This is a genomic window from Roseococcus suduntuyensis, assembly GCF_014196305.1.
Classification (GTDB): domain Bacteria; phylum Pseudomonadota; class Alphaproteobacteria; order Acetobacterales; family Acetobacteraceae; genus Roseococcus; species Roseococcus suduntuyensis.
Window position 1 is genome coordinate 656,582 of the sequence record NZ_JACIDJ010000002.1, and the last position, 25,441, is coordinate 682,022.

The following is a 25,441-nucleotide window of genomic DNA, read 5'->3' on the forward strand; positions in this document are numbered from 1 at the left end:
TCGTGGGTCGGGCACGTCTTCATCGCCATCCGGCCGCAACGCGGCCGGCGCCGCCAGACCAGCCTGCCCCATGGCCCGCCATTGGCGCGGCGAAGCCAAGCGGCCAGAGGTGTCGTGCCGAAGGCACGCCTGCGGCGTGACGCCCGGCGCTTGAGGCCATCAAGAATTCAGATGGCAGGCCGAGAAGTGCCCTGGCGCCACTTCCTTCAGCTTCGGCACCTCCTGGCTGCAGCGCGGCATGGCGTGCGGGCAGCGGGGGTGGAAGTGGCAGCCCGTGGGCGGGTTCAGCGGCGAGGGGATTTCGCCCTTCACCGTGGTGAAGGCCCGCTTGCGCGCCTCGATCCGCGGCACGGAGTTGAGCAGCGAGACGGTGTAGGGGTGGTTGGCGCGGGCGAAGATTTCCTCCGCCGGCGCCTGCTCCACCACCCGGCCCAGATACATGATCACCACGCGGTCGCTGAGGTGTTCCACCACGCTGAGGTCATGGCTGATGAAGAGATAGGTGAGGTCCAGCTCCGACCGCAGCTTCATGAACAGGTTTAGGATCTGCGCCTGGATGGAGACGTCGAGTGCCGCCACCGCCTCGTCGCAGACGATGAATTCCGGCTTCACGGCCAGCGCGCGCGCGATGCCGATGCGCTGGCGCTGCCCGCCCGAGAACTGGTGCGGGTAGCGGCGCTTGAAGGCGGGGTCGAGCCCCGCGCGGCGCATCTGCTCCTCGACATAGGCGCTGAAGCCGGCGCGCGTGGTCATGCCGTGCACCAGCGGCGCCTCGCCCACGATGTCCTCCACGCGCATGCGCGGGTTCAGCGAGGCATAGGGGTCCTGGAAGATCATCTGCGCGCGCAGCCGGGCCTCGCGCGAGGCGGGGCCGTCCAGCTTCGTCACATCCGTCCCGCGCCACAGCACCTGGCCGTTCGAGGGCGGCATGATGCCGGCGGCGATACGGCCCAGCGTGGACTTGCCGCAGCCGCTCTCTCCCACCAGGCCCACCACCTCGCCCTTGCGGATGCCGATGGTGACGTCGTCCACGGCATGCACCACCTCCTCACGGAGCGGCGCGCCGAGGAAGCGGGCGATCTTGCCGGCGAAGTCGAGCTTCTTCTCGAAGCGGCGCGAGATGCCGCGCAGCTCCAGCAGCGGGGTGTCGTTGGTGGCGCTCATGCCCCCGCCCCTTCCAGATGCGGGTGGAAACAGCGGGCGCGGCGGCCCGGCCGCAGTTCGAGCAGGTCCGGCATGGCGAGGCAGGCCTCGTCCGCGCGCGGGCAGCGGCTGCGGAAGGCGCAGCCGGCCGGCAGCTTGAGCAGCGAGGGCGTCATGCCCGGGATTTGCCGCAGCGGCTCACCGCGGCGGTTGCGGCTGGGGACGGAGCCGATGAGGCCCACCGTGTAGGGGTGGAAGGGCGCGTCCAGCACGGCACCCACCTCGCCGCCCTCGACGACGCGGCCGGCATACATGACCGCGATCTCGTCCGCGAGGCCGGCGACCACCGAGAGGTCATGCGTGATCCAGATCAGGCTGGTGCCGGTGGTGGCGGCGAGCTTCTGCACCTCGGCCAGGATTTGCCCCTGGATGGTGACGTCCAGCGCCGTGGTGGGTTCGTCCGCGATGATGAGCTCGGGCCGGTGCAGCAGCGCGATGGCGATGGCGACGCGCTGGCGCATGCCGCCCGAGAACTGGTGCGGGTAGGATTTCAGGCGCTCATCCGGGCTCGGGATGCCCACCATGCCGAGCGCGTCGCGCGAGCGCTGGCGGGCCTCTTCGCGGCTGACCTTCTCATGCGCCAGGACCGTCTCGATCATCTGCGTGTCCACCCGGAGCACCGGGTTCAACGTCATCATCGGGTCCTGGAAGATCATGGCGATGCGGTTGCCGCGCAGGTGGCGGAGTTCCTCCTCGCTGGCGGTGGCGAGGTTGCGGCCGTGGAAGAGGATTTCGCCTTCCACGACGCGCCCCGGCGGGTCCACCAGGCCGATGATGGAGAAGCCCGTCACGGTCTTGCCCGAGCCGGATTCACCGACCAGCCCCAGCACCTGGCCGCGGCCCACGGTGAAGCTGACGCCGTCCACGGCCTTCACCACGCCCGCGCGCGTGAAGAAATGCGTGCGGAGGTTCCGCACTTCGAGAGTGGTGGACATGTTACTTCTTCAGCCTTGGATTCAGTACGTCGCGGAGGTGGTCGCCCATCAGGTTGATGCTGACGATCGTGACCAGAAGCGCGATGCCCGGGTAGAAGCTGATCCAGTAATTGCCGCTCAGCATGTATTCGAACCCGTTGGCGATGAGCAGGCCGAGCGAGGGCTCGGTGATGGGCACGCCGAGGCCGAGGAAGGAGAGCGTCGCCTCCAGCGCGATGGCGCGCGCGATCTGGATGGTGCCGATGACGATCAGCGGCGGCAGGCAGTTCGGGAACAGATGCCGGAACAGGATGCGGCTCGTGGGCAGCACCAGGCATTGCGCCGCCTCGATGTATTCGCGCCGCCGCTCCACCAGGGCCGAGCCGCGCACCGTGCGCGCGTAATAAGCCCATTCCACGATGACCAGCGCGATGACGACGTTCAGCACGCCCTTGCCCAGGAAGGCCAGGATCATCAGCGCGGCGAGGATGGTGGGGAAGCTGAGCTGCAGGTCCACCAGGCGCATGATGAAGCTGTCGGTCCGCCCGCCCGCATAGGCCGCCAGCAGCCCGAGCGAGGCGCCGACCAGGCAGGCGATCACGGCCGAGCCGATGCCCACGATCAGCGAGATGCGCAGCCCGTAGATGATGCCCGAGAGCATGTCGCGCCCCTGGTCGTCGGTGCCGAGCCAGTGGGTGATGCCCGAGCCGCCGACCTCGCCGGGCGGCAGGCGGCCGTCCATGATGTCGAGCTGCGCGAGGTCATAGGGGTTCTGCGGCGCGATCCAGGGCGCGAAGATGGCCAGCAGGGCGATGGTCACGAAGACCAGCAGCCCGCCGACGGCCACCTTGTTGGCCGCGAATTCGGAGACGAAGCGGCGGAAGGGGGTTTCCTCCTTCGCCGCGACCGGGGCGGGCGCCGTGGTGTCGCTCATGCCTTGGACTCCAGCCGCACCCGCGGGTCCAGCACCGAATAGAGGATGTCCACGATCAGGTTGATGGTGATGAACATGAGCACGATGACCATGAGGTAGGCGACGATCACCGGCCTATCGAGCACGTTGATGCTGTCGATGATGAGCTTGCCCATGCCCGGCCAGGCAAAGACCGTCTCCGTCACCACCGAGAAGGCGATGGTGGAACCGAGTTCCAGCCCCACCACGGTGACGACCGGGATCAGGATGTTCTTGAACACATGCACGAAGGTGACGCGCGTGGGCGAAAGCCCCTTGGCGCGGGCGAACTTCACATAATCCATCAGCATCGCCTCCCGCACGCCTGAGCGCGTGAGGCGGATGACGAGGCTGATCTTGAACAGGGCGAGGTTGAAGGCCGGCATGGCCAGGTGCATCCAGCCATTGGCCGTCAGGAAGGACCAGTGCAGGCCCAGGATCTGCACCGTCTCGCCCCGGCCCGAACTGGGCAGCCAGCCCAGCTGCACGGCGAAGACCATGATGAGCATCAGCCCCACCCAGAAGGTGGGCAGCGAGAAGCCCAGGATGCTGCCCGCCATGATGACGCGCGAACCCACGCTGTCCGGCTTCAGCCCGGCATAGAGGCCGAGCGGCAGGCCGATCAGCACCGAGAGGAACATGGCCCCGAAGGCCAGCTCCAGCGTCGCCGGCATGCGGTTGAGGATGAGCTGCAAGGCAGGCTCGTTGAACACGAAGCTGCGCCCCAGATCCCCCCGCAGCGCGTTCTGCAGGAAGACCAGGTATTGCTGCCACAGCGGCAGGTCGAGCCCGAGGGCGGCGATGGCGCGCTCACGCTCCATCTGGTCGGCGTCGGGCGAGATCAGGATCTCGACCGGGTCGCCGATGGCATAGACGCCCACGAAGACGATGACGCTCATGGCCAGAAGGACCATGAGCGACTGGAGAATCCGCCGCAGCAGGTAGACGGTCATTAGCGGGGCCGGATGTCCTGGGCGCGCGTCAGCTCATCGGCGCGGGCCTCGTGTTGCAGCGTGTTCCGCATCGCCCAGATGTTGGTCTGGATGTGGATGGGGATGATGCCCACGTCGTCGAGCGCGATGCGCTGCGCTTCCTGCAGGATGACCTCGCGGCGCGCGTCGTCGATCTCGACCAGCGCGGCCTCCAGGCGGCGGTCCACCTCGGGGTTGCTGTAGCGGCCGCGGTTGGACGCGCCCCAGCCGCGGTCACGGTTGGCGGTGGCCAGGATGTTGCGGACGGGGTGCGAACCCTCGGGGTTGGAGCCCCAGCCGATCAGGAAGGCCGAGAATTCCTGGCGCCCGGCGCGGCCCACGAAGGTGGTCCAGGGCTGCGCCTCGACCGTGGTCCGCACGCCGATGCGCGTCCACATCTGGCCCACCGCCTGCACGATGCGGCCGTCATTCGGGTAGCGGTTGTTGGGGCCGTGCAGGGTGATGCGGAAGCCCTCGGGGAATCCCGCCTCGGCCAGCAGGGCACGGGCGCGCGCGGCGTCCGGCGCCGGCGGCGCGAAGTTCGGGATGTGCGAGAAGACGCCCGGCGGCAGGAACTGCGCCGACGGCGTGGCCGAGCCTTCCATGACGCGGTTCGCGATGGCCGGGCGGTCGATGGCGATGGACAGCGCCTGGCGCACCCGCAGGTCGCGCAGCGGGTTGCGCGCGATGGGCTGGCCATTGTTGTCGGTGACGAAGGGCGAGGCATCCTCGCGCATGTGGTCGAGGCCGAGGAAGATCAGCCGCAGACCCACCTTCTCGCTGACCGCGAGGCGGCGGTCGCCGCGGACGCGCGCGAGGTCGGGCGTGGGAACCTGGTCGATGAAGTCCACATCGCCCGAGAGCAGCGCGGCCGTGCGCGCGCCACCATTGGTGATCATGCGGTAGTTCACCGTGGCCCAGGCCGGGCGGGTGCCGAAATAGCTGTCATTGCGGGCGAATTCGATGCGGTCGCCCATGGTGTGGCTGACCACGCGGAAGGGCCCGGTGCCGATGGCGGCGACGCCGCTGTTGAACTGCTCCGTGGTCGCGTTCTCGTGCGTCTCGCGGTCCAGGATGAAGATGTTCGTCATGTCCTGCGGCAGCAGGGGCGAGGGGTTCTGCGTGGTGATGCGCAGCGTGTGGCTGTCCACCACCTCCACATTCGTGATCGGCCGCACGAAGGCCGCGAAGGAGGAGGGGCTGTTGGGCACGTTGGGCACGCGCCGGAAGGTGAAGGCCACGTCTTCCGCGGTGAAGGGGTTGCCGTTGTGGAAGGTGACGCCGCGGCGCAGGCGGAATTCCCACACATTGGGCTCGATCGCGCGCCAGCTTTCCGCGAGGCCGGGCTGCATCCGCGCGTCGCCATCGGTGTTGATCAGCCGGTCGAAGATCATGCCGGCGGCGGCGTTGTTGGGGGAGAGCTGGTGGTAGTGCGGGTCGAGCGAGGTGACCGGGGCGCCCACCGCCATGTTCAGGTTCTGCGCTTGCGCCCCATGGGCCGCCAACGCCATCGCGGCGCCCATCACGGCGCCGGCGGCCAGCTTGCGGCCGCGCATCTTCATTGCCATTGCCTCTTCCCCACTCAGTTCCAGGCGGCAGGGCTTAGCAGCATCGGCGCGGGGCTGGCCAGATACGTTTCGCCATATTGCAGCGCGATATTCCCCGCCCGCTGCAACCCAGGCCCCGCCATGCTATATAGGTGTCATGACCGATAACGTTACGCCTCCGACCCGGCTCGCTGTGGAGTCAAAGCCGGCCGCCGGCCGCACGCGCACGCGCCAAGCTTCCCCGAAGGCGGCGCCCAAGGCAGCACCGCGCCGCCGCTTCCGGCTGTTCGGCGGCTTGCTGCGGACCCTCTTCGTCGTGGCGGTGGCCGGCTCGCTGGCGGGTGGTGTCGCGGCATATGGCGTGTATCGCCAGGTCGAGGCGGACCTGCCCGACTACCGCTGGCTCGCCGATTATTCCCCCCCGCAGATGAGCCGCATCTTCGCGACCGACAGCCGGCTGATGGCGGAGCTGGCAGCCGAGCGCCGGGTCTTCGTCCCCATCGAGGCGATTCCGCGGCAGCTCCAGCAGGCCTTCATCTCGGCCGAGGACCAGAATTTCGAGACGCATTTCGGCGTGGACCCCATGGCCCTGGCCCGCGCCGTGGTGATGAACGTGGAGAACTACCTGGGCGGGCGGCGGATGCTGGGCGCCTCCACCATCACCCAGCAGGTCGCGAAGAACATGCTGGTGGGTTCCGACCGCACCATCCTGCGCAAGGTGCGCGAGGCGCTGCTGGCCATCCGGCTGGAGAATGCGCTGCCCAAGTCGCGCATCCTGGAGATCTACCTCAACGAGATCTTCCTGGGCGCCCAGGCCTATGGCGTGGCCGCCGCCGCCCAGGCCTATTTCGACAAGGCGCTGGACGACCTGACGCTGAGCGAGATGGCCTTCCTGGCCGCGCTGCCCAAGGCGCCCAACAACTACAACCCGCTGCGCTTCCCCGAGCAGGCACGCATCCGCCGCGACTGGGTGCTGGGCCGCATGCTGGCCGATGGCGCCATCACGCAGGAACAGCACGACACCGCCCGCGCCGAGCCCATCCAGGCCCGCCCCACCCGCCGGCCGGAGGTGGTGCCGGTGGGCCAGCACTTCACCGAGGAGGTGCGGCGCGAGCTGCTGAGCCGCTTCGGCGCCGACCGCACCCAGGGCGGCGGCCTCGTGGTCCGCACCAGCCTCGACCCGGAATTGCAGGCCGCGACCGAGACGGCCCTTCGCACCCACCTGCTGGACTATGACCGCAGGCGCGGCGGCTGGCGCGGCCCCGTGACCAACATCGCGCACGGCCCGACCGAATGGCTGCCCGCCCTGGAAGCGACCCCCCGCCCCCCCGGCATGGAGCGCGCCTGGCGCCACGCCGTGGTGCTGGAGGTGGCGGATCGCGAAGCCCGGTTGGGCTGGTTCGAACGCGCCCAGCCGCGCGCCCCGGCCGAGCCGCGCACGGGCCGGCTGTTCCTCGACGAACTTTCCTGGGCGCGTCCCGTCATCGCGGGCGCGGGCGGGCAGCCAGCGCGCCTCGGCCCCGCGCCGCGCCGCATGTCCGACGTGCTGAACCCCGGCGATGTCGTGATGGTGGAACTGGAGGAGGCGCGCCCCGCCCAGGGCCGCACCCCCGCCCGGCCCGAGCGCCTGGGCCTGCGTCAGGCGCCCGAGGTGGAAGGCGCCGTCGTGGCGCTGGACCCCAATACGGGCCGCGTGCTGGCCATGGCGGGCGGGTGGAGCTTTGAACGGTCCTGGTTCAACCGCGCGACGCAGGCGATGCGCCAGCCCGGCTCCTCCTTCAAGCCCTTCGTCTTCCTGCCGGCGCTGGAGGCGGGCATCCCGCCCAACCAGCGCTATCTCGACGCCGAGATCGAGGTGCCGACCGGTGCCGGCGTCTGGCGCCCCGGCAACGCCGATGGCCGTGTCATGGGCTACATGTCCATGCGCCGCGCCCTGGAACTCAGCCGCAACCTCGCCACCGTGCGCGTGGCGCAGGAGGTGGGGATTGACCGCGTGGCCGAGGTGGCCAACCGCTTCGGCGTGATCGAGAACATGCCGCACTTCCTGGCGATGAGCCTGGGTGCCGGCGAGACCACCGTGCTGCGCCAGGCTGCCGCTTACGCCAGCTTCGTCAATGGCGGCCGGCGCGTGGAGCCCAGCTTCATCGACAGCGTGCAGGACGCGCGCGGCCGCGTGCTGTGGCGCACCCAGGCGCGGGAATGCGTGGGCTGCGAGGCGGGGCCCGAATCCGGCCCGCCGCAGCTCTCCGACAACCGCCGCGCCATCGTGGACCCGATCGCGGCCTATCAGATCACCTCCATCCTGCAGGGCGCGGTGCAGCGCGGCACCGGCGGGCGGGCGGCCACGGGGCTGAACCGGCCCATCGCCGGCAAGACCGGCACCACCAATGATTTCCAGGACGCCTGGTTCGTCGGCTACACGCCCGACATCGTGATCGCGGTCTGGGTGGGCTATGACGAGCCGCGCACGCTGCGCCGCGCGGGCGAGGCGGGCGGCGATGTGGGCGGCGGGCGCCTGGCCGCCCCCATCTTCCGCGACGTGCTGGCCGCGGCCCTCGGCGACAGCCCGCCCGTGCCCTTCCGCGCGCCGCCGGGCGTCGCCTTGGTGCGGCTGCAGCACGACACGGGCCAGACCATCATCGAGGCCTTCCGCCCCGGCACCGAGAACGCGGCGCGCGACCCCACCGAGGTCTCGGGCATCGGCGCGGCGGAGCGCGTGGACAGCGGGCTGGGCGGGTTGTATTGATCCGCCATGCGCGCTGATGCCACACAATTGCACGAGCAGATCACGGCCTCCGTGTCCCTGCTGAGGAGGCATCTTTGACTGGGATGCCGCAACCGCCCGCCTCGCCGAGCTGAACGCCCGGGCCGAGGACCCCGACCTTTGGAACAAGCCCGAAGCCGCGCAGGCCGTGATGCGCGAGCGCGGGCGCCTGGCCGACCAGGTGGAGGGCGTCCAGCGCCTCGAACAATCCGTCAGCGACGCGATGGAGCTGATCGAGATGGCCGAGGCGGAGAATGACACCGCCACCGCCGACACGCTGGTCGAGGACCTCAAGACCTTCGCCGCCGAGGCCAAGCGCCGCGAGATCGAGAGCCTGCTCTCCGGCGAGGCCGACCAGAATGATTGCTATGTCGAGGTGAATGCCGGCGCCGGCGGCACCGAGGCGCAGGATTGGGCCGAGATGCTGATGCGCATGTACATGCGCTGGGCCGAGGCGCGCGGCTACAAGGTGTCCATCACCGAGCAGTCCGAGGGCGAGCAGGCCGGCATCAAGTCCGTGACGCTGCAGGTCACGGGCCCCAACGCCTATGGCTGGATGAAGACCGAGACGGGGGTGCACCGGCTGGTGCGCATCTCGCCCTTCGACGCGGCGGCGCGGCGCCAGACCAGCTTCGCCAGCGTCTATGTCTATCCGGTGGTGGACGACAAGATCGAGATCGAGATCAACCCGGCCGACATCAAGACCGACACCTTCCGCGCCTCCGGCGCCGGCGGGCAGCACGTGAACAAGACGGACAGCGGCGTGCGCTTCACCCATTTGCCCACGGGCATCGTGGCGGCCTCGACCCAGGACCGCAGCCAGCACAAGAACCGCGTGATCGCGATGAACATGCTGAAGGCGCGGCTCTACGAGCTGGAACTCAAGAAGCGCGAAGCCATCAGCGACGCGGCCGAAGCGAGCAAGACCGATATCGGCTGGGGCCACCAGATCCGCAGCTACGTCTTGCAGCCGTACCAGATGGTGAAGGACCTCCGCACCGGCGTGGAAAAGGGCAACCCCGCCGCCGTGCTGGATGGCGAGCTGGATGAGTTCATGGCCGCCGCCCTGGCGCAGCGCGTCGGTGCGACGCGCAGCGAGGCGAGTGCCAACTCGCAATGAGGGCCGCGCCTTGAGCGGCGGGTCCATGAAATGGCTGCGTGCCCCCGCCCGCCTGGCGGATGGGCTGCGCGTCTATGCCATCGGTGACGTGCATGGCTGCGCCGACAAGCTGCGCGCGCTGCACGCCGCCATCCGCGACGACCTCAAGGCACACCCCACGCGCGGCGCCACCCTCGTGCACCTGGGCGACTACATTGACCGCGGGCCGGACAGCGCGGGCGTGGTCGAGGCGGCAATGGGCTTCGACGCCTGCCCGGTGGTGAACCTGATGGGCAACCATGAGGCGACGCTGCTGGCGGCGCTGGACGGCGACGCGCCGGCGGCCACCGACTGGATCTATTATGGCGGGCGGGAGGCACTGACCTCCTGGGGCATGGCCCCGCACGCCCCGCGCGAGAGCTGGGCCACGGGCATTCCCGCCGCGCACATCGCCTTCCTGCGCGGGCTCGCGCTTCGGCACCGCATCGGCCCCTATTTCTTCGCCCATGCCGGCATCCGCCCCGGGGTGGCGCTGGAAGACCAGGCGCCCGACGACCTGATCCGCATCCGCGGCGCCTTCCTCAACAGCGAGGCCGACCACGGCGTCATCGTGGTGCATGGCCACACCCCCGTGCGCGAGCGCGAGGCCGATCTGCGCGAAAACCGCATCAACCTCGACACCGGCGCCGTCTTCGGCGGGCCGCTGACCTGCGGCGTGTTCGAGGAAGACCGGGTGGGCCTACTCACTGCCTAGACGGCTTGGCGCAGCACATGCTTCTGGATCTTGCCCGTGCTGGTCTTGGGCAGTTCCTGGAACACCACGCGCTTGGGCACCTTGAAGCCGGGCAGAATGGTGCGGCAATGGGCGGTCAATTCCGCCTCGCTCGCCTCCATCCCCGGCTTGAGTTCGACGAAGGCGCAGGGCACCTCGCCCCATTTCTCGTCAGGCTGCGCCACCACGGCGGCCACGGCCACGGATGGGTGCTTGTAGAGCGCGTCCTCCACCTCGATGCTGCTGATGTTCTCGCCGCCCGAGATGATGATGTCCTTCGAGCGGTCGCGCAGCTGGATGTAGCCATCGGGGTACTTCACCGCGAGGTCGCCCGAATGGAACCAGCCGCCGGCGAAGGCCTTCTGCGTGGCGTCCGGATCCTTGAGGTAGCCCTTCATCACCACATTGCCGCGGAACATCACCTCGCCCATCGTCGCGCCATCGGCGGGCACGGGCGTCATGGTCTCGGGGTCCATCACCTCCAGCCCCTCCAGCGGCACGTAGCGCACGCCCTGGCGGGCCATCAGGCGCGCCTGTTCCGGGGCGGGCAGCGCATCCCATTCACCGTGCCATTCATTCGTGACGGCGGGGCCATAGACCTCGGTCAGCCCATAGACGTGCAGCACACCGAAACCCGCCTGCTTCATGGCGGCCAGCACCGCCTCGGGCGGGGGCGCGCCGGCGACGACGAAGGTGACGGGGCCGGGCAGATGGCGTTGCTCCTTCTCGGGCGTCTGCAACAGCGCGCTCATCACGATGGGCGCGCCGCACATGTGGGTGACGCCCTCGCCCGCGATCAGCGACCACATGACGGGCCCGCGCACGGCGCGCAGGCAGACATGGGTGCCGGCCATGGCGGTGATGGTCCAGGGGAAGCACCAGCCATTGCAGTGGAACATGGGCAGCGTCCAGAGATAGACCGGATGCCGCGCCATCCCCGCCGCCAGCACATTGCCCACCGCCAGCAGATGCGCGCCGCGGTGGTGATAGACCACGCCCTTCGGTTTTCCAGTTGTGCCGGAGGTGTAGTTCAACGCGATGGCGTCCCACTCATCCCGCGGCAGGGGCCAGGCGAAGCCCGGGTCGCCTTGGCGGAGGAATTCCTCGTAATCCTGCGCGCCCAGGGTTTCGTGGGAAGGCGCCTCGCGGTCCTCCACCTCGATGATCGTGGGCTTCACGCGGCATTGCGCGAGGGCCGCGCACACCACCGGCACCCATTCGCGGTCCAGGATCAGCGCGCGGGCTTCGCCATGGTCCAGGATGTAGGCGATGGTCGCGGCATCGAGCCGCGTGTTGATGGTGTTCAGCACGCAGCCCGCCATGGCCACGCCGAAATGCGCCTCGACCATTTCCGGGATATTGGGCAGCAGCACCGCCACCGTGTCGCCGCGCCCGAGGCCCAGCTTCGTCAGCGCATGGGCCAGGCGCACGCAGCGTTCGCGCAATTCGCGATAGCTGCGGCGCGTGCCGCCATAGGCGACGGCCACATGGTCAGGGAAGGTCGTGGCCGTGCGTTCCAGGAACAGCAGCGGCGTCAGCGGCTGGTGGTTGGCGTCCTGGCGGGGAAGGGCGTCGTAGTCGGCGGCGGCCATGCTCAGCGATCCTGCCATGTGGGTTTGCGCTTTTCGAGGAAGGCGCCGATGCCCTCGGCGGCGTCGGCGGCCAGCATGTTGTCGACCATCACCTGCGAGGCGGTGGCGTAGGCCGCGTCCAGCGCGCATCCCTCCTGCGCGAGGAAGCCACGCTTGCCCATGCGGATGGTCAGCGCCGAGCGCGCGGCCACCTGCGCCGCCAGTTCCAGCGCCGCCGCCCGCGCGTCTTCCGCCACGCGGTTGACGAGGCCGAGCGCGCGCGCCTCCTCGGCACCCACCATGCGGCCGGTCAGCAGCATCTCCATGGCCGCCTTGCGCGGCACGGCGCGCGAGAGCGCCACGGCGGGCGTCGAGCAGAACAGGCCGATATCCACGCCCGGCGTGCAGAAGCGCGCGGTGGGGCTGGCCACCGCCATGTCGCAGCTCGCGACTAGCTGGCAGCCGGCGGCCGTCGCCACCCCTTCCACGGCGCCAATCACCGGCACGGGGTGCTGCACCACCTGGCGCATCACCTGGCTGCACAGCGCCATGGTGCGCGCGAAGAACTCATGCCCGCCATCGGCGGCACCCCGCGCGGCGGTGAGTTCGCGCAGGTCATGCCCCGCGCAGAAGGCGGGGCCGTTGGCGGCGAGCACCACGCAGCGGGCATCCTCGGCCTCGCGCAGCGCATCGGCCAGGGCTTCGAGCATGGCGAGCGAGAGCGCGTTGCGCGCGGCCGGCCGGTCCAGCACCAGCAGCGCCACGCCGTCATTGCGCCGTTCGGTGGTGATCATCGCGCCAGCACCTCCTGGATTTCCTGCAGGATCACGGGGTCGTCAATCGTGGGCGGCACGGTGAATTCCTGCCCGTCGGCGATCTTGCGGATGGTGGCGCGCAATATCTTGCCCGAGCGCGTCTTGGGCAGGCGCGGCACCACGCGCGCGTCGCGGAAGGCGGCGACGGGGCCGATGCGTTCGCGCACCAGGGCCACGAGTTCGCGCGCTACCTGGTCCTCGGGCCGTGCGGCGCCGGATTTCAGCACGACGAGGCCCACGGGCACCTGGCCCTTCAGCCCGTCGGCCGCGCCCACCACAGCGCATTCCGCCACATCGGGGTGGGATGCCAGCACCTCCTCCATCGCGCCCGTGGAGAGGCGGTGGCCGGCCACGTTGATGATGTCGTCCGTGCGGCCCATCACCCAGACGAAGCCCTCCCCGTCCACCATCCCGGCGTCGGAGGTGTCGTAGAAGCCCGGGAAGGTGGAGAGATAGGCCTCGCGGTAGCGCGCCTCGGCGTTCCACAGCGTGGGGGCGCAGCCGGGCGGCAGGGGCAGCTTGATCACCAGCGCGCCCTCGGCGCCGGGCGGCACCTCGGCGCCGGACGCGTCCAGCACGCGCACCTCGAAGCCGGGCGTGGGCTTGCCGCCGGCGCCCGGGCGCGGATCGAACAGACCGAATTCCCGGAAGCCCGCGGTGATGGGCCAGCCCGTCTCGGTCTGCCACCAATGGTCCACCACGGGCTTGCCGAGCTTCGCCGCCGCCCATTCCGCCGTGGGCGGGTCGCAGCGTTCGCCGGCCAGATACAGCGCCTCCAGCCGCGACAGGTCGTGGTGGGCGAGGTGCGTCCCCTCCGGGTCCTCCTTCTTGATGGCGCGGATGGCGGTGGGCGCGGTGAAGAGCAGCTTCACCCCATGCTGCGCGCAGACGCGCCAGAAGGTGCCGGGGTCCGGCGTGCCCACGGGCTTTCCTTCGAACAGCACCGAAGTGCAGCCGGCCAGAAGCGGCGCATAGACGATGTAGGAATGCCCCACGACCCAGCCCACATCGGACGCCGCCCAGAAGACCTCGCCCGGCGCCATGCCATAGATCATGGACATGGAGCGGTGCAGCGCCACCGCATGGCCGCCATGGTCGCGCACGATGCCCTTGGGCTTCCCGGTCGTGCCGCTGGTGTAGAGGATGTAGAGCGGGTCCGTTGCCGCCACCTCCACGCAGGGGTGGGGCTCGCCCGCCGCTTCCTCCGCCGCGTAGTCGAAGTCGCGCCCGGGGGTGAGGTCGGCCCGCAGCTGCTCGCGTTGCAGCACCAGGCAGAAATCGGGCTTGTGCGCGGCCATGCCGATGGCGGCGTCCAGCAGCGGCTTGTAGGGCACGACGCGCCCCGGTTCGAGCCCGCAACTGGCCGAGATCACGGCACGCGGCGTGGCATCGGTGATGCGCGTGGCCAGTTCCGCCGCCGCGAAGCCGCCGAACACCACGGAATGGATGGCGCCCAGCCGCGCGCAGGCCAGCATGGCGATGGCCGCCTCGGGCACCATGGGCATGTAGATCAGCACGCGATCGCCATGGCCCACGCCGCGCGCGGCCAAGGCACCCGCCAGCCGCGCCACGCGGGATTGCAGGGTGGCATAGGTGATGTGTTCCACACGCCCGGTCATCGGGCTGTCGTAGAGCAGCGCCGTGTGGCCACCCCGCCCCGCCGCCACATGCCGGTCCACCGCGTTGTGGCAGGTGTTGAGCCGCCCATCCGGGAACCAGCGCCCATAGAGGCCCGAGGACGCATCGAAGGCGCGGCGGGGCGGCACCGACCAGTCGAGGCCGGCGGCCGCCTCCAGCCACCACGCCTCCGGGTCCGCCCGCCATGCGGCATAGGCCGCGTCATAGCCGGACATGTTCTTCCCTCCCGCCCTGTGCCGGGCGCGGGACAGGGTGGCGTTCCGGCCGTTGCTTCGCAAGCGCCGCGACAGCACCATGGCCCGATGCGCTTCGCCTCCCTGCCCGGCAATCTGCGCGGCGCCATCCTGATGTCGCTGGGAACCGTGCTCTTCGCGGTGGAGGTGCTGTTCATCCGCTGGATGAACGACCGCGGCATTCCCACCACCACCCAGGTCTTCGCGCGGTCCATGGGGCAGTTGCTCTGGGTGCTGCCGCTGATCCTGGGGGCGGGGCTGGCGGTGTTCCGCACGCACAGGCTCGGGCTGCATCTGTTCCGGGGGCTGGCTTCGGCGCTGACCTGGGGGCTGTATTTCCTCAGCTTCGCCTTCCTCGACCTCGCCACCGCCACGGTGCTGTCCTTCACCAACGTGATGTTCACCACGCTGCTGGCGGGACCGATTTTGCGGGAGCGGGTGGACGCGGCGCGCTGGGCCGGCACGCTGCTGGGGCTGCTGGGGGTCGCCATCATGCTGCGGCCGGGCACGGACATCCCGCTGCTGGGTGCGCTGACGGCACTGGGGGCGGCGCTGGCCTGGTGCGGCATCACGCTGTCCTCGCGCGCGCTGTCGCGCACCGAATCCACGCAGACGGTGGTGGCCTGGGTGGGCATCGTGACGAGCCTCTGCACCCTGCCCTTCTTCCTCTGGGGCTGGGCGCCGATCGGGCTGGGGGACGCCGCGATCCTGCTGGTCTTCGCGCTGTTCACGCCCGGCATCATCTGGTTCGTGACCGAGGCGCTGCGCGCGGGCGAGGCGAGTGCCGTGGCGCCGTTCCAGTATCTGCGCCTGGTGGTCATCATGGCGTTCGGCTGGGTGCTGTTCGCGGAAGTGCCCGATGGCTGGACCCTGCTGGGGGCGGCCGTGATCCTGACGGGCGCCGTCGTCATCACGGTGCGGGAGGCGCGGCGGGCATGACATTGCTGCTCCAGGCCGCGCCGCTGCTGGCGCTGCTGGCCCTGCTGGGCAGCGGGCGCGCGGGGCCGCTGCTGGCCTGCGGGGTGGCGCTGGCGCTGGCGCTGCCGGCCATCGCGGTCAGCCTGCCCGAGGGGGCGACGCTGGCCGGCTTCCTGCCGGCCGAAACGCTCCGCGCATTGTGGCTCGCCCTGCAGGTGGTCGCCATCATCACGGGCGGGCTTCTGTTCCAGGCCGCGGTGGCGCGCGATGCCGACACGGCGCCACGCCTGCCCACCCCCGCGCGCATCTTCGCCGCCACCCTGCCGCTGGGCTGTTTCCTGGAAAGTGTCACCGGCTTCGCCATCGGCGGCATCTTCGCGCTGGCCGCGCTGCGCGCCATGGGGATCGGCGGCGCGGTGGCGGTGGCGCTGTCGGTGCAGGCGCTGGTGCTGGTGCCCTGGGGCGGGCTTGGCCCCGGCACGCTGCTCGGCGCCACCATGACCGGGCTGCCGCCGCATGAGGTGGCGCGCATCTCCGCCATTCCGACGGCGCTGTGGATGCCCTGCCTCGCCCCCCTGCTCTGGGCCCTTCAGGCGAGGGCCGGCGTGGTGGTGCCCGCGCGCGAGAAGGCCATGCAGGCGCTGATGCTGGCGGTGCTGGGCGCGCTGATGCTGGGGCTGCACTGGGTGCTGCCCTTCGAGGTGATCGGCGTCGTCGCCACCGGCCTCGTGCTGCTTTGGGCGCTGTGGCGGGCCGATCCGCCGCGCGACCCGGGTGCCGCGCTGCGGTCGGCCGGCCCCTACCTGGTGCTGGCGGCCGCACTCCTGGCGTCCCGCGCCATCCCGGGCGCGCCCGCCTGGCAGCCCTTCGCGGAACTGCCGGCCTTCCCGCTGACCCATGTGGGGCTGGTGCTCTGGGCCGTCGCGCTGCCGCTGCTGGCGCTGCGGCCGCGGCCGGTGTCGGGTTTCGCGGGGGCGCTGCGGCGTTCGGGGCGGCCCATCGCGGTGCTGCTGCTCTATGTGCTGCTGGGGCGGTGGCTGGCGGGCGGCGGCGTGGCGGCTGGGCTGGCCGAGGCCATGGCCGCGGCAGCGGGCGGGACGGCGCTATTCCTGGTGGCGCCGCTTGGCCTGCTGGCGGGCTTCGTCACGGGCAGCAATGTGGGCGGCAATGCCGCGCTGATGCCGGTTCAGCAGGCGCTGGGCGCCACGCTGGGCCTGCCCTCCCTGCTGGTGCCGGGGGTGCAGAACTTCGCCAGTGGCGCGGGGGCGGGGATGAGCATCGCCGTCGTCGCCATGCTCTGCGCCATCGCCGGCGGCGGCACGCGGCCCACGCAGGTGTGGCGCCTGGTGTGGCCCTCCATGCTGATGGTGCTGGCCCTTGGCACCGCGACCCTCTGGGTGTTGAGCTAGGCCCATGCACGACTGGTCCATCGCCGAACGCAAGCTGCTGCGGGTGCCCGCCATGCGCCCGCTGGTGAAGCGCATCGGCCCCTGCGCGCTGACGCCCCTGCCCCGCCCGCCTTACGAGGCGCTGGTGCGGGCCATCGCGCACCAGCAGGTGCATGGCCGCGCGGCCGAGGCGATGCTGAACCGGTTGATCGCGCTGCACCCTGGCGAGGGCTTCCCGCCGCCCGACTTCGTGCTGGCCCTGCCGCTTGAGGCGCTGCGCGGCTGCGGCTTCTCCGGCGGCAAATGCGCGGCCATCCAGGACATCGCGGCCAAGAGCGTCTCGGGCCAGGTGCCGGCGCTGGACGAGGCGCTCTCCCTGCCCGACGAGGCGCTGGTGGAACGCCTGCTGCCCTTGCGCGGCGTGGGGCGCTGGACGGTAGAGATGCTGCTGATCTTCACCCTCGGGCGGCCCGATGTCTGGCCGGTGGATGATTTCGGCGTGCGCGAGGGCTGGCGGCGGGTGACGGGCGCGGAGGCGCAACCCAAGCCGCGCGAATTGATGGAGTTGGGCGCGCCCTTCCGCCCCTGGCGCAGCGTGGCCGCCTGGTATCTCTGGCGCGCGGCCGATGAAGGCAAGAAGGTGAAGCCGCTGGCCGTGTAGTGGCGCGTCAGTTCTTCCGGATCACCATTCGGCCCGCTATCCCCGATTCGTCGATTTCCAGTGCCAGCACGTCATGGCCCAGTTCCCGCGCGCTGCGGGGCAGGTTCTCGGCCGGTTCAGCCCCCGCGAATCGGACTTCGAGCACCTGTCCCGCCGCCATCCGATCCAGACGCAGCCGGGTCCGGACAAAGGTCATGGGGCAACGATCGGCCGTGACGTCAAGACTTTCATGAATTTCGGCCAAATCGGTATTTTTTTGCCCATCATTGCTTGCCACAAGTGATCTCCCTGCTTGTCCAGCAGCGGAAAACCTCTATATCACGACGAAGTCAGAGGGTTATTCCGCCATGGTTGAAAATGTTCAATCCGCCGACCTGTTGGGTTTGACGGCTGAAATTGTATCCGCACATGTGTCCAACAATCCCGTTCCGGTTGCCGAATTGCCGGGTCTGATTGTGGAAGTTCACAAGACCTTGGCGTCTCTTGGCACCAGTGCGCCTCCCGTGGAAATGGAGAAGAAGGCCCCGGCCGTTCCCGTGAAGAAGTCCATCACGCCGGACTATCTGATCTGCCTCGAGGACGGCAAGAAGCTGAAGATGCTCAAGCGCCACCTGCAGACCTCCTACAACCTCTCGCCGGAACAGTACCGCGAGAAGTGGGGCCTGCCGCCGGACTACCCGATGGTCGCGCCGAACTACGCGCGCCACCGTTCCTCGCTGGCCAAGAAGATCGGCCTTGGAACGCAGTCGCGCAAGGGCGAGGCGTCTGCTAAGGCCTGAGGCTTCCGCAACGACAGGAGCCTCCGGCCATCACCGCCGACATGTCCCGGATCGAGCGCATGTGCGTCGAGCGCGGCCTGAAGATGACAGGCCAGCGCAGGTTGATCGCGCGCGTGCTCTCGGAAAGCGAAGACCACCCCGACGTCGAGGAGCTGTACCGCCGCGCGGTGGCCCTCGATGCCCGGGTCTCCGTCGCCACCGTCTATCGCACCGTCCGGCTGCTTGAGGAAAAGGGCATCCTGGAGCGGCGCGATTTCGGCGGCGGCCGCGCCCGCTATGACCCCGCCGACCGCGGGCACCATCACCATCTGATTGACGTGGACACGGGCAACGTCATCGAGTTCGCTGATGCCGAGCACGACACCGTGGCCCGCGCCATCGCGACCCGGCTGGGCTTCGAGCTGGTGCAGATGCGCCTGGAGATCTTCGGCCGGCGCCTGCCCGCGCCGCCGCCCGCCACCCCCGCCCGCGCGCGGCGTCGCACATGATGGCCGAACCGATCGGGCAGGAATTCCACTTCGAGGAGCTGCGCTCCGGCCATCTCGGCGTGCGCGTGGCCTCCAGCGAATGGGAAATCCGCGCCGCCCAGGCGCTGCGCTTCCGCGTCTTCTATGGCGAGATGGGGGCCCAGGCCGATGCGGCGACCCAGGCGAGCGGCCTCGACGCCGACGCCTATGACGCGGTGGCCGACCACCTGCTGGTGGTGGACCATGACCGCGGCGAGGGGCCGGAAAGCGTGGTGGGCACCTATCGCCTCATCCGCCGCGCCGCCGCCGGGCGAATCGGGCGCTTCTACTCCGCCGATGAATACGACATCTCGCGGCTGGAGGCCTTCCCGGGCGAGGTGCTGGAACTCGGCCGGTCCTGCACCGATGTGGCCTATCGCACGCGCGGCACGCTGCAACTGCTCTGGGGCGGCATCGCGGCCTATGTCTTCCGGCACAAGATCACGCTGATGTTCGGCTGCGCGAGCCTGCCCGGCGTGGAACTCGACGCGAATGCGGAGCGCCTTTCCTACCTGGCGCATCACCACATGGCGCCCGAGAACCTCCGCGCCCGCGCCCTGCCCCAGCGCTACATCCCCATGGAGCAGCTGCCCCAGGGCAGCTACGACGCCAAGCGGGCGCTGATGGACTTGCCGCCGCTCATCAAGGGTTATCTGCGCCTGGGTGGCTTCGTGGGCGAAGGCGCGGTGCTGGACCACCAGTTCAACACCACCGATGTCTGCGTGGTGGTGAAGACCGACCTGATCACGGACAAGTACTTCAAGCATTACGAGCGCCAGTCCGGCCCGAAGGGCTGAGAGAACGTCTGGCGGCCCCCGTGCCGCGTGTTAACCTCCCGCTTATGTTCCGCCATCGCCTTTTCCTGCCGGCCCTGCTGCTGCTCGCGGCCGGCGGGGCCTGGGCCTGGTTCAGCGCAGCGCCCCGCCTGGCGCTGGCCCCCGTCACCACCGGGCCGGCGCTGGAGGCCGTCTATGCCACCGGCTCGGTCGAGCCGGTGCAGATGGCCCGCGTGGGCCCCGCCACCCGTGGCCGCCTGACCGCCCTGCTGGTGGATGAGGGCCAGCGCGTCACCGACGGCCAGCCCATGGCGCGCCTCGATGACCGGCAGACCCGTGCCCTGGCCGAGGAGGCCGAGGCCCGCGCCCGCTTCGCCCAGGACGACCTGTCCCGCACCCGCGCCCTTGTCACCCGCGACATCGCGGCCCGCGCCACGCTGGACCGCGCCGAGCGCGACGCCGAGGCCGCCCGCGCCACCGCCGAGGCCGCGCGCCAGCGCCTCGACGACCATGTGGTGCGGGCGCCGGCCGGCGGCGTGGTGCTGCGCCGCGATGGCGAGGTGGGCGAGGTGGTGGACACCCCCACCACCCTCTTCTGGATCGGCGAGACGCGGCCCCTGCGGATCACCGCCGAGGTGGATGAGGAGGACATCGCCCGCGTCATGATCGGCCAGCCCGCCTTGCTGCGCGCCGATGCCTTCCCGGGCCAGGTGCTGCGCGGCGAGGTGGCGCAAATCACGCCGCGCGGCGACACCACGCGCAAGGCCTATCGCGTGCGGCTCGCCCTGCCGGAGGACACGCCGCTGATGGTGGGCATGACGGTCGAGGCCAACATCGTGCTGCGCGAGGAAAGCGAGGCCCTGCTGGTGCCTCCCGCCGCCGTGGCGCTGGACGCCGACAGCCCGCCCGGCCGCACAAGGCGTGGGCATGTCTGGCTGGTGCGCGAGGGGCGGCTGGAACGTCGCGCGGTGCTGCTGGGCGTGCAGGGCGCGCGGGCGGTGGAGGTGCTGGAAGGGCTCGCCCCCGGCGTTTCGGTGGTGGCCGAGGCCCGGCCCTCCTTCCGCGAGGGCCAGCGGGTCCGGGCGCCGTGAACCTCATCCTGGACCTGGCGCGGGGCATGCTGCGGCGGCGGCGGCGGCAGACGCTGGTCTCGGTGCTGGGCGTGGCGCTGGGGGTCGCCTTCTTCATCGCCATCGCGGGGATGATGCGCGGCTTCCAGACCTATTTCGTGGCGCAGATCATCGACGTGGCGCCGCACATCACCATCAAGGACGAAACGCGCGAGCCGCCGGTGCAGGCCGCCATGCTGGCGAGCCCCGAGGGCGCCGTCTCCGTGCGGGGCGTGCGGCCGCAGGACAGCATCCGCGGCATCCGCGCCGCGGGCGAGAAGCTCGCCACGCTGGAGGCCATGCCGGGGGTCGCCGCGGCGCCCGTGCTGGGGGGCCAGGCGCTGCTGCGCTATGGCTCGCGCGACGTCTCGGCCACGCTGCTGGGCCTGGACCCGGAGCGGCACCGGCGCGTCTCCAACATCGAGAAGGACATGTTCGCCGGGCGGCTGGAGGACCTGCGCGCCACGGCGAACGGCATCATCATCGGCGAGGCGCTGGCGCAGCGGCTGGGGGTGGGCATGGGCGACACCATCTCGGCCATCTCGCCGGCCGGGGTGGTGCTGTCCATGCGCGTCGCGGGGCTGTTCCGCACCGGCATCCAGAATGTGGACCAGGGCCAGGGCTTCGTGCTGCTGACGGTGCAGCAGGTGTTGCAGAACCGGCCCAACACGGTGAACCAGATCCTGGTGCGGCTGGCGGACGTGACCCAGGCCGAACCCATGGCACGCCGCATCGAGGCGCGTTTCGGCAACCGCACCGAAAGCTGGGAGGAGCAGAACCGGAACATCCTGACGGTCTTCGTGATCCAGAACGCCATCATGTATTCGGTGACGGGGGCCATCCTGCTGGTGGCGGCGTTTGGCATCTACAACATCATCTCGACCGTGGTGTTCGAGAAGACGCGCGACATCGCCATCCTGAAGTCGCTCGGCTTCGCGGAGGGCGACATCCAGCGGCTGTTCCTGGTGCAGGGGCTGGTGGTGGGGGTGCTGGGGGCGGTGCTGGGCTGCGCGCTGGGGGCGGCCATGATCGAGGGGCTGGCGCAGGTGCGCTTCGGCGTGGACACGCCGGCGGGGCAGGACCGCTTCGTGCTGTCGCGCGACTGGCGCATCTACCTGATCGCCTCGGGCTTCGCGGTGGCGTCCTCGGCGGTGGCCGCACTCGTGCCGGCGCGGCGGGCCTCGCGGCTTGACCCCGTGCAGGTGGTGCGGGGGGCGGCGTGACCCCGCTGCTGGAGGCGCGGGGCATGACGCGGCGCCTCGTGGCCGAGGGTGTGACGCTGGTGCGCGACGTGAACCTCTCCTTCGGCCATGGGGAGTTCGTCGCCATCACGGGGCCCTCGGGCTCGGGCAAGTCGTCGCTGCTGTATCTGCTGGGGCTGCTGGACCGGCCCACCGAGGGCCAGGTGCTCCTGGAGGGCCAGGACACGGTGGGCCTCGCGCCGCCGGCCATGGCGGCGCTGCGCCTCAGGCACCTGGGCTTCGTGTTCCAGTTCCATTTCCTGCTGCCGGAGTTCACGGCGCTGGAGAACGTGCTGATCCCCATCCGCAAGCTGGGGGCGCTGGAGGGCGAGGCCGCGCGTCATTCCGCGCTGGCGCTGCTGGACGGGCTGGGCCTCGCCCCCGCCGCGGCCAAGCTGCCGGAGCAGTTGTCGGGTGGCATGCGCCAGCGCGTGGCCATCGCGCGCGCGCTGGCCAATAACCCGGTGCTGGTGCTGGCGGACGAACCCACGGGCAACCTCGACACGAAGAACGCCGCCGCCGTCTTCGACATCTTCGAGCGGATGACGCGGGCCGAAGGCCGCACCGTGCTGGTGGTGACCCATGACCCCGACCTGGCCGCGCGGGCCACGCGGCGGGTGCATCTGGTGGATGGGGCGGTGGTGTCGGACAGGCAGGTCTGAAACAGCCCCAGGAAGGCAAGCGTTAAGCCCTTATGCGCGCAGCGGGAAACAGCCCTGCGTGCGGAACGGAATCGGCCCGATAACCCTTGCATGGGGGCGAATCAGGGCGTATGTCCCCCCTCACAAGACGCAGTACGCACGTGCCTCTGGCCCCAGGCCCACGGAGCTGAGCCAAAGTTAAGGCTTGCCACCGCGGCGCAAGGTTTACGCAACGACGTCAAGCGTTCTGGCAACCCCGTGTGTTGCCCCTGATGGGGGCCGCGCACGGTTTTCTTCTGGTCGCTGGTTCGTTCGACCGTTTCGTCAATCTGGGGCGGCCCCTTGGATGGGGGCGTTCCACATATTTAGTGGAGGATGGTGCGATGACCCCCAAGGTCGCTCGCTATCTCGCGGACATGCAGCCGGTCACGCCGTGCCTCGTGCTGGACGTGGACCGCGTGGAAGACAATTTCCGCCGACTTCAGGCGGCGCTTCCGCTCGCGCGCATCTATTATGCCGTGAAGGCGAACCCAGCCGCGCCCATCCTGGAGCGCCTGGTGGGGCTCGGCTCCTTCTTCGATGCCGCCTCCTTCCAGGAGGTGTCCATGTGCCTCGACGCCGGCTCCGCGCCGGGCGCGATCAGCTATGGCAACACCATCAAGAAGGAGCGCGACATCGCGGCGGCCTATGCGGCCGGCGTGCGGATGTTCGCCTTCGACAGCGAGGCGGAGCTGGAGAAGCTCGCCCGCGCCGCGCCGGGTGCCAGCGTCTATTGCCGCATCCTGGTGGGCAATGACGGCGCCGAATGGCCGCTCAGCCGCAAGTTCGGCTGCGAGGTCGAGATGGCGCGCGCGCTGATGATCCGCGCGGGCGAACTGGGTCTCGACGCCTTCGGCCTGTCCTTCCATGTGGGCAGCCAGCAGACGCAGACCGCGGCCTATGAGGCGGCCATCGCCAAGGTCGCCATGCTCTTCACCGACCTCGAGGAGGCCGGCGTGAAGGTGCGCATGGTGAACCTCGGCGGCGGCTACCCGGTGCGCTACAAGGCGGAAGTGCCCGAGATCGATGATTTCGGCGCGGCCATCATGGGCGCCATGGTCAAGCATTTCGGCAACTCCCTGCCCGAGATCGTGATCGAGCCGGGCCGCTTCCTGGTGGCCGATGCGGGCGTGGTGCAGGCCGAGGTGGTGCTCGTCTCGCGCAAGGGCGCGGAAGACCCGGTGCGCTGGGTCTATCTCGACATCGGCCGCTTCGGTGGCCTGGCCGAGACCGAGGGCGAGGCCATCAAGTATGCCTTCCGCACGCCGCATGATGGCGCGTCGGAGGGCCCGGTCACCATCGCGGGGCCGACCTGCGACAGCACGGACACGCTCTACGAGAAGAGCAATTACCGGCTGCCCATGGCGCTGCGCGACGGTGACAAGGTGGAGATGCTGGCGACCGGCGCCTACGTCACCACCTATGCCAGCCAGAAGTTCAACGGCTTCACGCCGCTGGCCGAGCACTACATCTGACCCTCAGGGTCTGAGCCGCATGGGGGGGAGGCGCATCGCGCCTCCCCCGTTTCGCTTGCCGGGCCCCTGCGGCGGAGTGACGCTACGGCATGCCGGATTCAGACGCGCTTCCCCTCGCCGCGGCCTTCTTCCTGATCGCGCTGGTCTATGCCTCGGTCGGCCAGGCCGGGGCCACGGGCTATATCGCGCTCATGGCCTGGCTGGGCTTCGCGCCGCTGGCCATGAAGACCGCGGCGCTGGCGCTGAACCTGCTGGTCGCCGCGATCGGCACCGCGCTGTTCCTGCGCGCGGGGCGGCTCTCCTGGCGCCACGTCTGGCCCTATGCGGCGCTGGGCTTTCCCTTCTCGCTGCTGGGGGGTGCGGTGCAATTGCCGCCCGGCCTGTATTTCCCCGTGGTGGGCCTGGTGCTGGTGGCCGCGGCGGCGCAGATGGCGCGGTCGGCATTGCGTGGCGCCGAGACGGCCGAGGCTGCGCCCCGCCACCCGACCTTCCTCGCCGCACTCGCCACCGGCGCGGTGATCGGCTTCGTCTCGGGGACGACCGGCACCGGGGGCGGCGTGTTCCTCGCCCCCGTGATCCTCGCGATGAACTGGGCCACGGCGCGCCAGACCGCGGCCCTGACGGCCGTCTACAACCTCATGAATTCCGGCGCCGCGCTGCTGGGCGCCTTCGCCTGGTGGGGCGAGATGCCCCCTGCCCTGCCGCTCTGGCTGGTCGCGGTCGCGCTGGGGGGCGTGGCGGGGGCCGTGCTGGGCAGCCGCTATTTGCCCGACCGGGGGCTGCGCATCGTCCTGGCGCTGATCCTGCTGGTCTCGGGCGCCAGGCTGTTGCTGGGGTAGCTCAGCCCTCCCGCCCCAGCGCGTCCAGCGCCGCGCCGAAGCCGCGCAGGCTCATGGTCAGGTGGATTTCCCGCCCCGCGCTGTCGCGGAAGGTGACGCGCCCCGGCGCATCGCCGCGCGCGCGCAGGCGGCGGAGCGCGGCGTCATTGGGCAGCTCGGCCTCGGCGAAGCAGCCGCCGCGCGCCACCGAGCACAGCTTGAAGGGCAGGCTCAACGCCTCGCCCGCGGCCGCGGCGGGGTCGGCCTGGAGGCGCGCCGCCTCCTCCACCCGCACCTCCAGCGGCACCTGGAGAATGACGCGCATGGGCTCGGCACGGGCGGTACGGCCCATCACCATCTGCGCGACGGGCTGGTTGCGGGCATCGGTGAAGGTGAGCGCGATCTCGCACAGGCGCTGGGCGGGCTGGCCGGCGGGGCGGGTGGTTTCGCAGCGCAGCGTCCAGTCGCCATAGGCGGCGGAGGTGCGGTCGGGCGCCGCCGGCGGCGTGGCCGGGGGCGCCGCGGGCGCGGGCGCGGCCTGGCGTGATTGCGCCAGCGCCGTCATGGGCGCCGCCAGCAAGGCGAGGGTGAGTAGCAGCTTGACCTTCATG

Annotated in this window: 24 protein-coding genes; 14 read left to right on the forward strand and 10 right to left on the reverse strand. The window is 70.4% G+C overall.

Annotated features, from left to right (window positions below):
• Positions 1-159: 159 nt before the first annotated feature.
• The 5 genes from GGQ83_RS09630 to GGQ83_RS09650 are packed head-to-tail and all read right to left on the reverse strand — an operon-like array spanning position 160 to position 5,608.
• Positions 160-1,164: an ABC transporter ATP-binding protein gene (locus tag GGQ83_RS09630; RefSeq protein ID WP_184383548.1), complete on the reverse strand. Its 1,005-nt coding sequence runs from the start codon at positions 1,162-1,164 to the stop codon at positions 160-162.
• Entirely contained in the window at positions 1,161-2,138 is a 978-nt protein-coding gene (locus GGQ83_RS09635) for an ABC transporter ATP-binding protein (protein WP_184383549.1), read from the reverse strand. Before GGQ83_RS09635 ends, GGQ83_RS09630 begins: the two co-directional genes overlap by 4 nt.
• 1 nt (position 2,139) lies before the next feature.
• Complete coding sequence (locus tag GGQ83_RS09640; protein ID WP_184383550.1) at positions 2,140-3,051, reverse strand: ABC transporter permease; 912 nt, start codon at positions 3,049-3,051, stop codon at positions 2,140-2,142.
• Entirely contained in the window at positions 3,048-4,022 is a 975-nt protein-coding gene (locus GGQ83_RS09645; protein ID WP_184383551.1) for an ABC transporter permease, read from the reverse strand. The genes GGQ83_RS09640 and GGQ83_RS09645 overlap by 4 nt, the downstream gene beginning before the upstream one ends.
• Entirely contained in the window at positions 4,022-5,608 is a 1,587-nt protein-coding gene (locus tag GGQ83_RS09650) for an ABC transporter substrate-binding protein (protein ID WP_242534907.1), read from the reverse strand. Before GGQ83_RS09650 ends, GGQ83_RS09645 begins: the two co-directional genes overlap by 1 nt.
• A 274-nt stretch (positions 5,609-5,882) precedes the next feature.
• On the opposite strand from GGQ83_RS09650, the gene GGQ83_RS09655 reads away from it, so the two are divergent.
• The 3 genes from GGQ83_RS09655 to GGQ83_RS09665 all read left to right on the forward strand — a co-directional run bounded on the left by GGQ83_RS09655 (position 5,883) and on the right by GGQ83_RS09665 (position 10,204).
• On the forward strand, positions 5,883-8,333 hold the full coding sequence (locus GGQ83_RS09655; RefSeq protein WP_242534906.1) for a penicillin-binding protein 1A: 2,451 nt from the start codon (positions 5,883-5,885) through the stop codon (positions 8,331-8,333).
• Between the two features lie 6 nt (positions 8,334-8,339).
• Positions 8,340-9,471, forward strand: a protein-coding gene (gene prfB / locus GGQ83_RS09660; RefSeq protein WP_184383553.1) for a peptide chain release factor 2 whose coding sequence is annotated in 2 segments (ribosomal slippage) — positions 8,340-8,408 and positions 8,410-9,471 — 1,131 coding nt in all. Because the reading frame shifts where the segments join, the coding sequence is not laid out codon by codon here.
• 25 nt (positions 9,472-9,496) lie between these two features.
• A complete protein-coding gene (locus GGQ83_RS09665; protein WP_184383554.1) occupies positions 9,497-10,204 on the forward strand; it encodes a metallophosphoesterase family protein in 708 nt (235 codons plus the stop codon).
• On the opposite strand, the gene GGQ83_RS09670 is transcribed toward GGQ83_RS09665, so the two are convergent.
• The 3 genes from GGQ83_RS09670 to GGQ83_RS09680 are packed head-to-tail and all read right to left on the reverse strand — an operon-like array spanning position 10,201 to position 14,461.
• Entirely contained in the window at positions 10,201-11,814 is a 1,614-nt protein-coding gene (locus GGQ83_RS09670; protein ID WP_184383555.1) for an acyl-CoA synthetase, read from the reverse strand. The two genes, GGQ83_RS09665 and GGQ83_RS09670, sit on opposite strands and share 4 nt — an antisense overlap.
• Positions 11,815-11,816: 2 nt before the next feature.
• A complete protein-coding gene (locus GGQ83_RS09675) occupies positions 11,817-12,587 on the reverse strand; it encodes an enoyl-CoA hydratase (RefSeq protein ID WP_184383556.1) in 771 nt (256 codons plus the stop codon).
• Positions 12,584-14,461: an AMP-binding protein gene (locus tag GGQ83_RS09680; RefSeq protein WP_184383557.1), complete on the reverse strand. Its 1,878-nt coding sequence runs from the start codon at positions 14,459-14,461 to the stop codon at positions 12,584-12,586. Before GGQ83_RS09680 ends, GGQ83_RS09675 begins: the two co-directional genes overlap by 4 nt.
• Before the next feature lie 87 nt (positions 14,462-14,548).
• Here GGQ83_RS09680 and GGQ83_RS09685 point away from each other — a divergent pair, with 87 nt between their 5' ends.
• The 3 genes from GGQ83_RS09685 to GGQ83_RS09695 are packed head-to-tail and all read left to right on the forward strand — an operon-like array spanning position 14,549 to position 17,446.
• Complete coding sequence (locus GGQ83_RS09685; RefSeq protein ID WP_242534905.1) at positions 14,549-15,418, forward strand: DMT family transporter; 870 nt, start codon at positions 14,549-14,551, stop codon at positions 15,416-15,418.
• Complete coding sequence (locus tag GGQ83_RS09690) at positions 15,415-16,806, forward strand: L-lactate permease (protein WP_184383558.1); 1,392 nt, start codon at positions 15,415-15,417, stop codon at positions 16,804-16,806. The genes GGQ83_RS09685 and GGQ83_RS09690 overlap by 4 nt, the downstream gene beginning before the upstream one ends.
• Positions 16,807-16,810: 4 nt before the next feature.
• Entirely contained in the window at positions 16,811-17,446 is a 636-nt protein-coding gene (locus GGQ83_RS09695) for a DNA-3-methyladenine glycosylase family protein (RefSeq protein WP_184383559.1), read from the forward strand.
• Between the two features lie 7 nt (positions 17,447-17,453).
• Here the strand turns inward: GGQ83_RS09695 and GGQ83_RS09700 are convergent, their stop codons facing one another.
• Positions 17,454-17,723: a sulfurtransferase TusA family protein gene (locus GGQ83_RS09700; protein ID WP_311727757.1), complete on the reverse strand. Its 270-nt coding sequence runs from the start codon at positions 17,721-17,723 to the stop codon at positions 17,454-17,456.
• Between the two features lie 70 nt (positions 17,724-17,793).
• Between GGQ83_RS09700 and GGQ83_RS09705 the strand changes: the two genes are divergently transcribed.
• From GGQ83_RS09705 to GGQ83_RS09740, 8 genes are all read left to right on the forward strand, one after another.
• A complete protein-coding gene (locus GGQ83_RS09705; protein ID WP_184383560.1) occupies positions 17,794-18,225 on the forward strand; it encodes a MucR family transcriptional regulator in 432 nt (143 codons plus the stop codon).
• A 41-nt stretch (positions 18,226-18,266) separates the two neighbouring features.
• Positions 18,267-18,713 (forward strand): Fur family transcriptional regulator, encoded by a 447-nt coding sequence (locus GGQ83_RS09710; protein ID WP_184383561.1) that lies wholly within the window; start codon positions 18,267-18,269, stop codon positions 18,711-18,713.
• Positions 18,710-19,528: a GNAT family N-acetyltransferase gene (locus tag GGQ83_RS09715; RefSeq protein WP_184383562.1), complete on the forward strand. Its 819-nt coding sequence runs from the start codon at positions 18,710-18,712 to the stop codon at positions 19,526-19,528. The genes GGQ83_RS09710 and GGQ83_RS09715 overlap by 4 nt, the downstream gene beginning before the upstream one ends.
• A 44-nt stretch (positions 19,529-19,572) precedes the next feature.
• Complete coding sequence (locus tag GGQ83_RS09720; RefSeq protein WP_184383563.1) at positions 19,573-20,598, forward strand: efflux RND transporter periplasmic adaptor subunit; 1,026 nt, start codon at positions 19,573-19,575, stop codon at positions 20,596-20,598.
• Complete coding sequence (locus GGQ83_RS09725) at positions 20,595-21,839, forward strand: ABC transporter permease (RefSeq protein WP_311727760.1); 1,245 nt, start codon at positions 20,595-20,597, stop codon at positions 21,837-21,839. Before GGQ83_RS09720 ends, GGQ83_RS09725 begins: the two co-directional genes overlap by 4 nt.
• The gene (locus tag GGQ83_RS09730; RefSeq protein ID WP_184383564.1) at positions 21,836-22,519 is read left to right on the forward strand and encodes an ABC transporter ATP-binding protein; all 684 of its coding nucleotides are present in this window, start codon (positions 21,836-21,838) and stop codon (positions 22,517-22,519) included. The genes GGQ83_RS09725 and GGQ83_RS09730 overlap by 4 nt, the downstream gene beginning before the upstream one ends.
• Positions 22,520-22,881: 362 nt before the next feature.
• Positions 22,882-24,012, forward strand: coding sequence for a type III PLP-dependent enzyme (locus GGQ83_RS09735; RefSeq protein WP_184383565.1), 1,131 nt, complete (start codon positions 22,882-22,884; stop codon positions 24,010-24,012).
• Positions 24,013-24,101: 89 nt separating this feature from the next.
• Positions 24,102-24,851 carry a sulfite exporter TauE/SafE family protein gene (locus GGQ83_RS09740; RefSeq protein ID WP_184383566.1) on the forward strand — a complete coding sequence of 250 codons (750 nt, stop codon included), beginning with the start codon at positions 24,102-24,104 and terminating at the stop codon, positions 24,849-24,851.
• Position 24,852: 1 nt separating this feature from the next.
• Here GGQ83_RS09740 and GGQ83_RS09745 read toward each other — a convergent pair whose 3' ends face one another.
• Positions 24,853-25,440: an invasion associated locus B family protein gene (locus tag GGQ83_RS09745; RefSeq protein WP_184383567.1), complete on the reverse strand. Its 588-nt coding sequence runs from the start codon at positions 25,438-25,440 to the stop codon at positions 24,853-24,855.
• Position 25,441: the final 1 nt, after the last annotated feature.

What these genes read in the sequence shown, in the direction of transcription:
- GGQ83_RS09690 (WP_184383558.1), top strand. Translation starts at nt 15,415, where the DNA reads ATGACATTGCTGCTCCAGGCCGCGCCGCTGCTGGCGCTGCTGGCCCTG.
- GGQ83_RS09635 (WP_184383549.1), bottom strand. Translation starts at nt 2,138, where the DNA reads ATGTCCACCACTCTCGAAGTGCGGAACCTCCGCACGCATTTCTTCACG.
- GGQ83_RS09695 (WP_184383559.1), top strand. Translation starts at nt 16,811, where the DNA reads ATGCACGACTGGTCCATCGCCGAACGCAAGCTGCTGCGGGTGCCCGCC.
- GGQ83_RS09680 (WP_184383557.1), bottom strand. Translation starts at nt 14,461, where the DNA reads ATGTCCGGCTATGACGCGGCCTATGCCGCATGGCGGGCGGACCCGGAG.
- GGQ83_RS09675 (WP_184383556.1), bottom strand. Translation starts at nt 12,587, where the DNA reads ATGATCACCACCGAACGGCGCAATGACGGCGTGGCGCTGCTGGTGCTG.
- GGQ83_RS09745 (WP_184383567.1), bottom strand. Translation starts at nt 25,440, where the DNA reads ATGAAGGTCAAGCTGCTACTCACCCTCGCCTTGCTGGCGGCGCCCATG.
- GGQ83_RS09650 (WP_242534907.1), bottom strand. Translation starts at nt 5,608, where the DNA reads ATGGCAATGAAGATGCGCGGCCGCAAGCTGGCCGCCGGCGCCGTGATG.
- GGQ83_RS09715 (WP_184383562.1), top strand. Translation starts at nt 18,710, where the DNA reads ATGATGGCCGAACCGATCGGGCAGGAATTCCACTTCGAGGAGCTGCGC.
- GGQ83_RS09630 (WP_184383548.1), bottom strand. Translation starts at nt 1,164, where the DNA reads ATGAGCGCCACCAACGACACCCCGCTGCTGGAGCTGCGCGGCATCTCG.
- GGQ83_RS09720 (WP_184383563.1), top strand. Translation starts at nt 19,573, where the DNA reads ATGTTCCGCCATCGCCTTTTCCTGCCGGCCCTGCTGCTGCTCGCGGCC.
- GGQ83_RS09705 (WP_184383560.1), top strand. Translation starts at nt 17,794, where the DNA reads ATGGTTGAAAATGTTCAATCCGCCGACCTGTTGGGTTTGACGGCTGAA.
- GGQ83_RS09685 (WP_242534905.1), top strand. Translation starts at nt 14,549, where the DNA reads ATGCGCTTCGCCTCCCTGCCCGGCAATCTGCGCGGCGCCATCCTGATG.
- GGQ83_RS09640 (WP_184383550.1), bottom strand. Translation starts at nt 3,051, where the DNA reads ATGAGCGACACCACGGCGCCCGCCCCGGTCGCGGCGAAGGAGGAAACC.
- GGQ83_RS09740 (WP_184383566.1), top strand. Translation starts at nt 24,102, where the DNA reads ATGCCGGATTCAGACGCGCTTCCCCTCGCCGCGGCCTTCTTCCTGATC.
- GGQ83_RS09665 (WP_184383554.1), top strand. Translation starts at nt 9,497, where the DNA reads ATGAAATGGCTGCGTGCCCCCGCCCGCCTGGCGGATGGGCTGCGCGTC.
- GGQ83_RS09670 (WP_184383555.1), bottom strand. Translation starts at nt 11,814, where the DNA reads ATGGCCGCCGCCGACTACGACGCCCTTCCCCGCCAGGACGCCAACCAC.
- GGQ83_RS09645 (WP_184383551.1), bottom strand. Translation starts at nt 4,022, where the DNA reads ATGACCGTCTACCTGCTGCGGCGGATTCTCCAGTCGCTCATGGTCCTT.
- GGQ83_RS09710 (WP_184383561.1), top strand. Translation starts at nt 18,267, where the DNA reads ATGTCCCGGATCGAGCGCATGTGCGTCGAGCGCGGCCTGAAGATGACA.
- GGQ83_RS09735 (WP_184383565.1), top strand. Translation starts at nt 22,882, where the DNA reads ATGACCCCCAAGGTCGCTCGCTATCTCGCGGACATGCAGCCGGTCACG.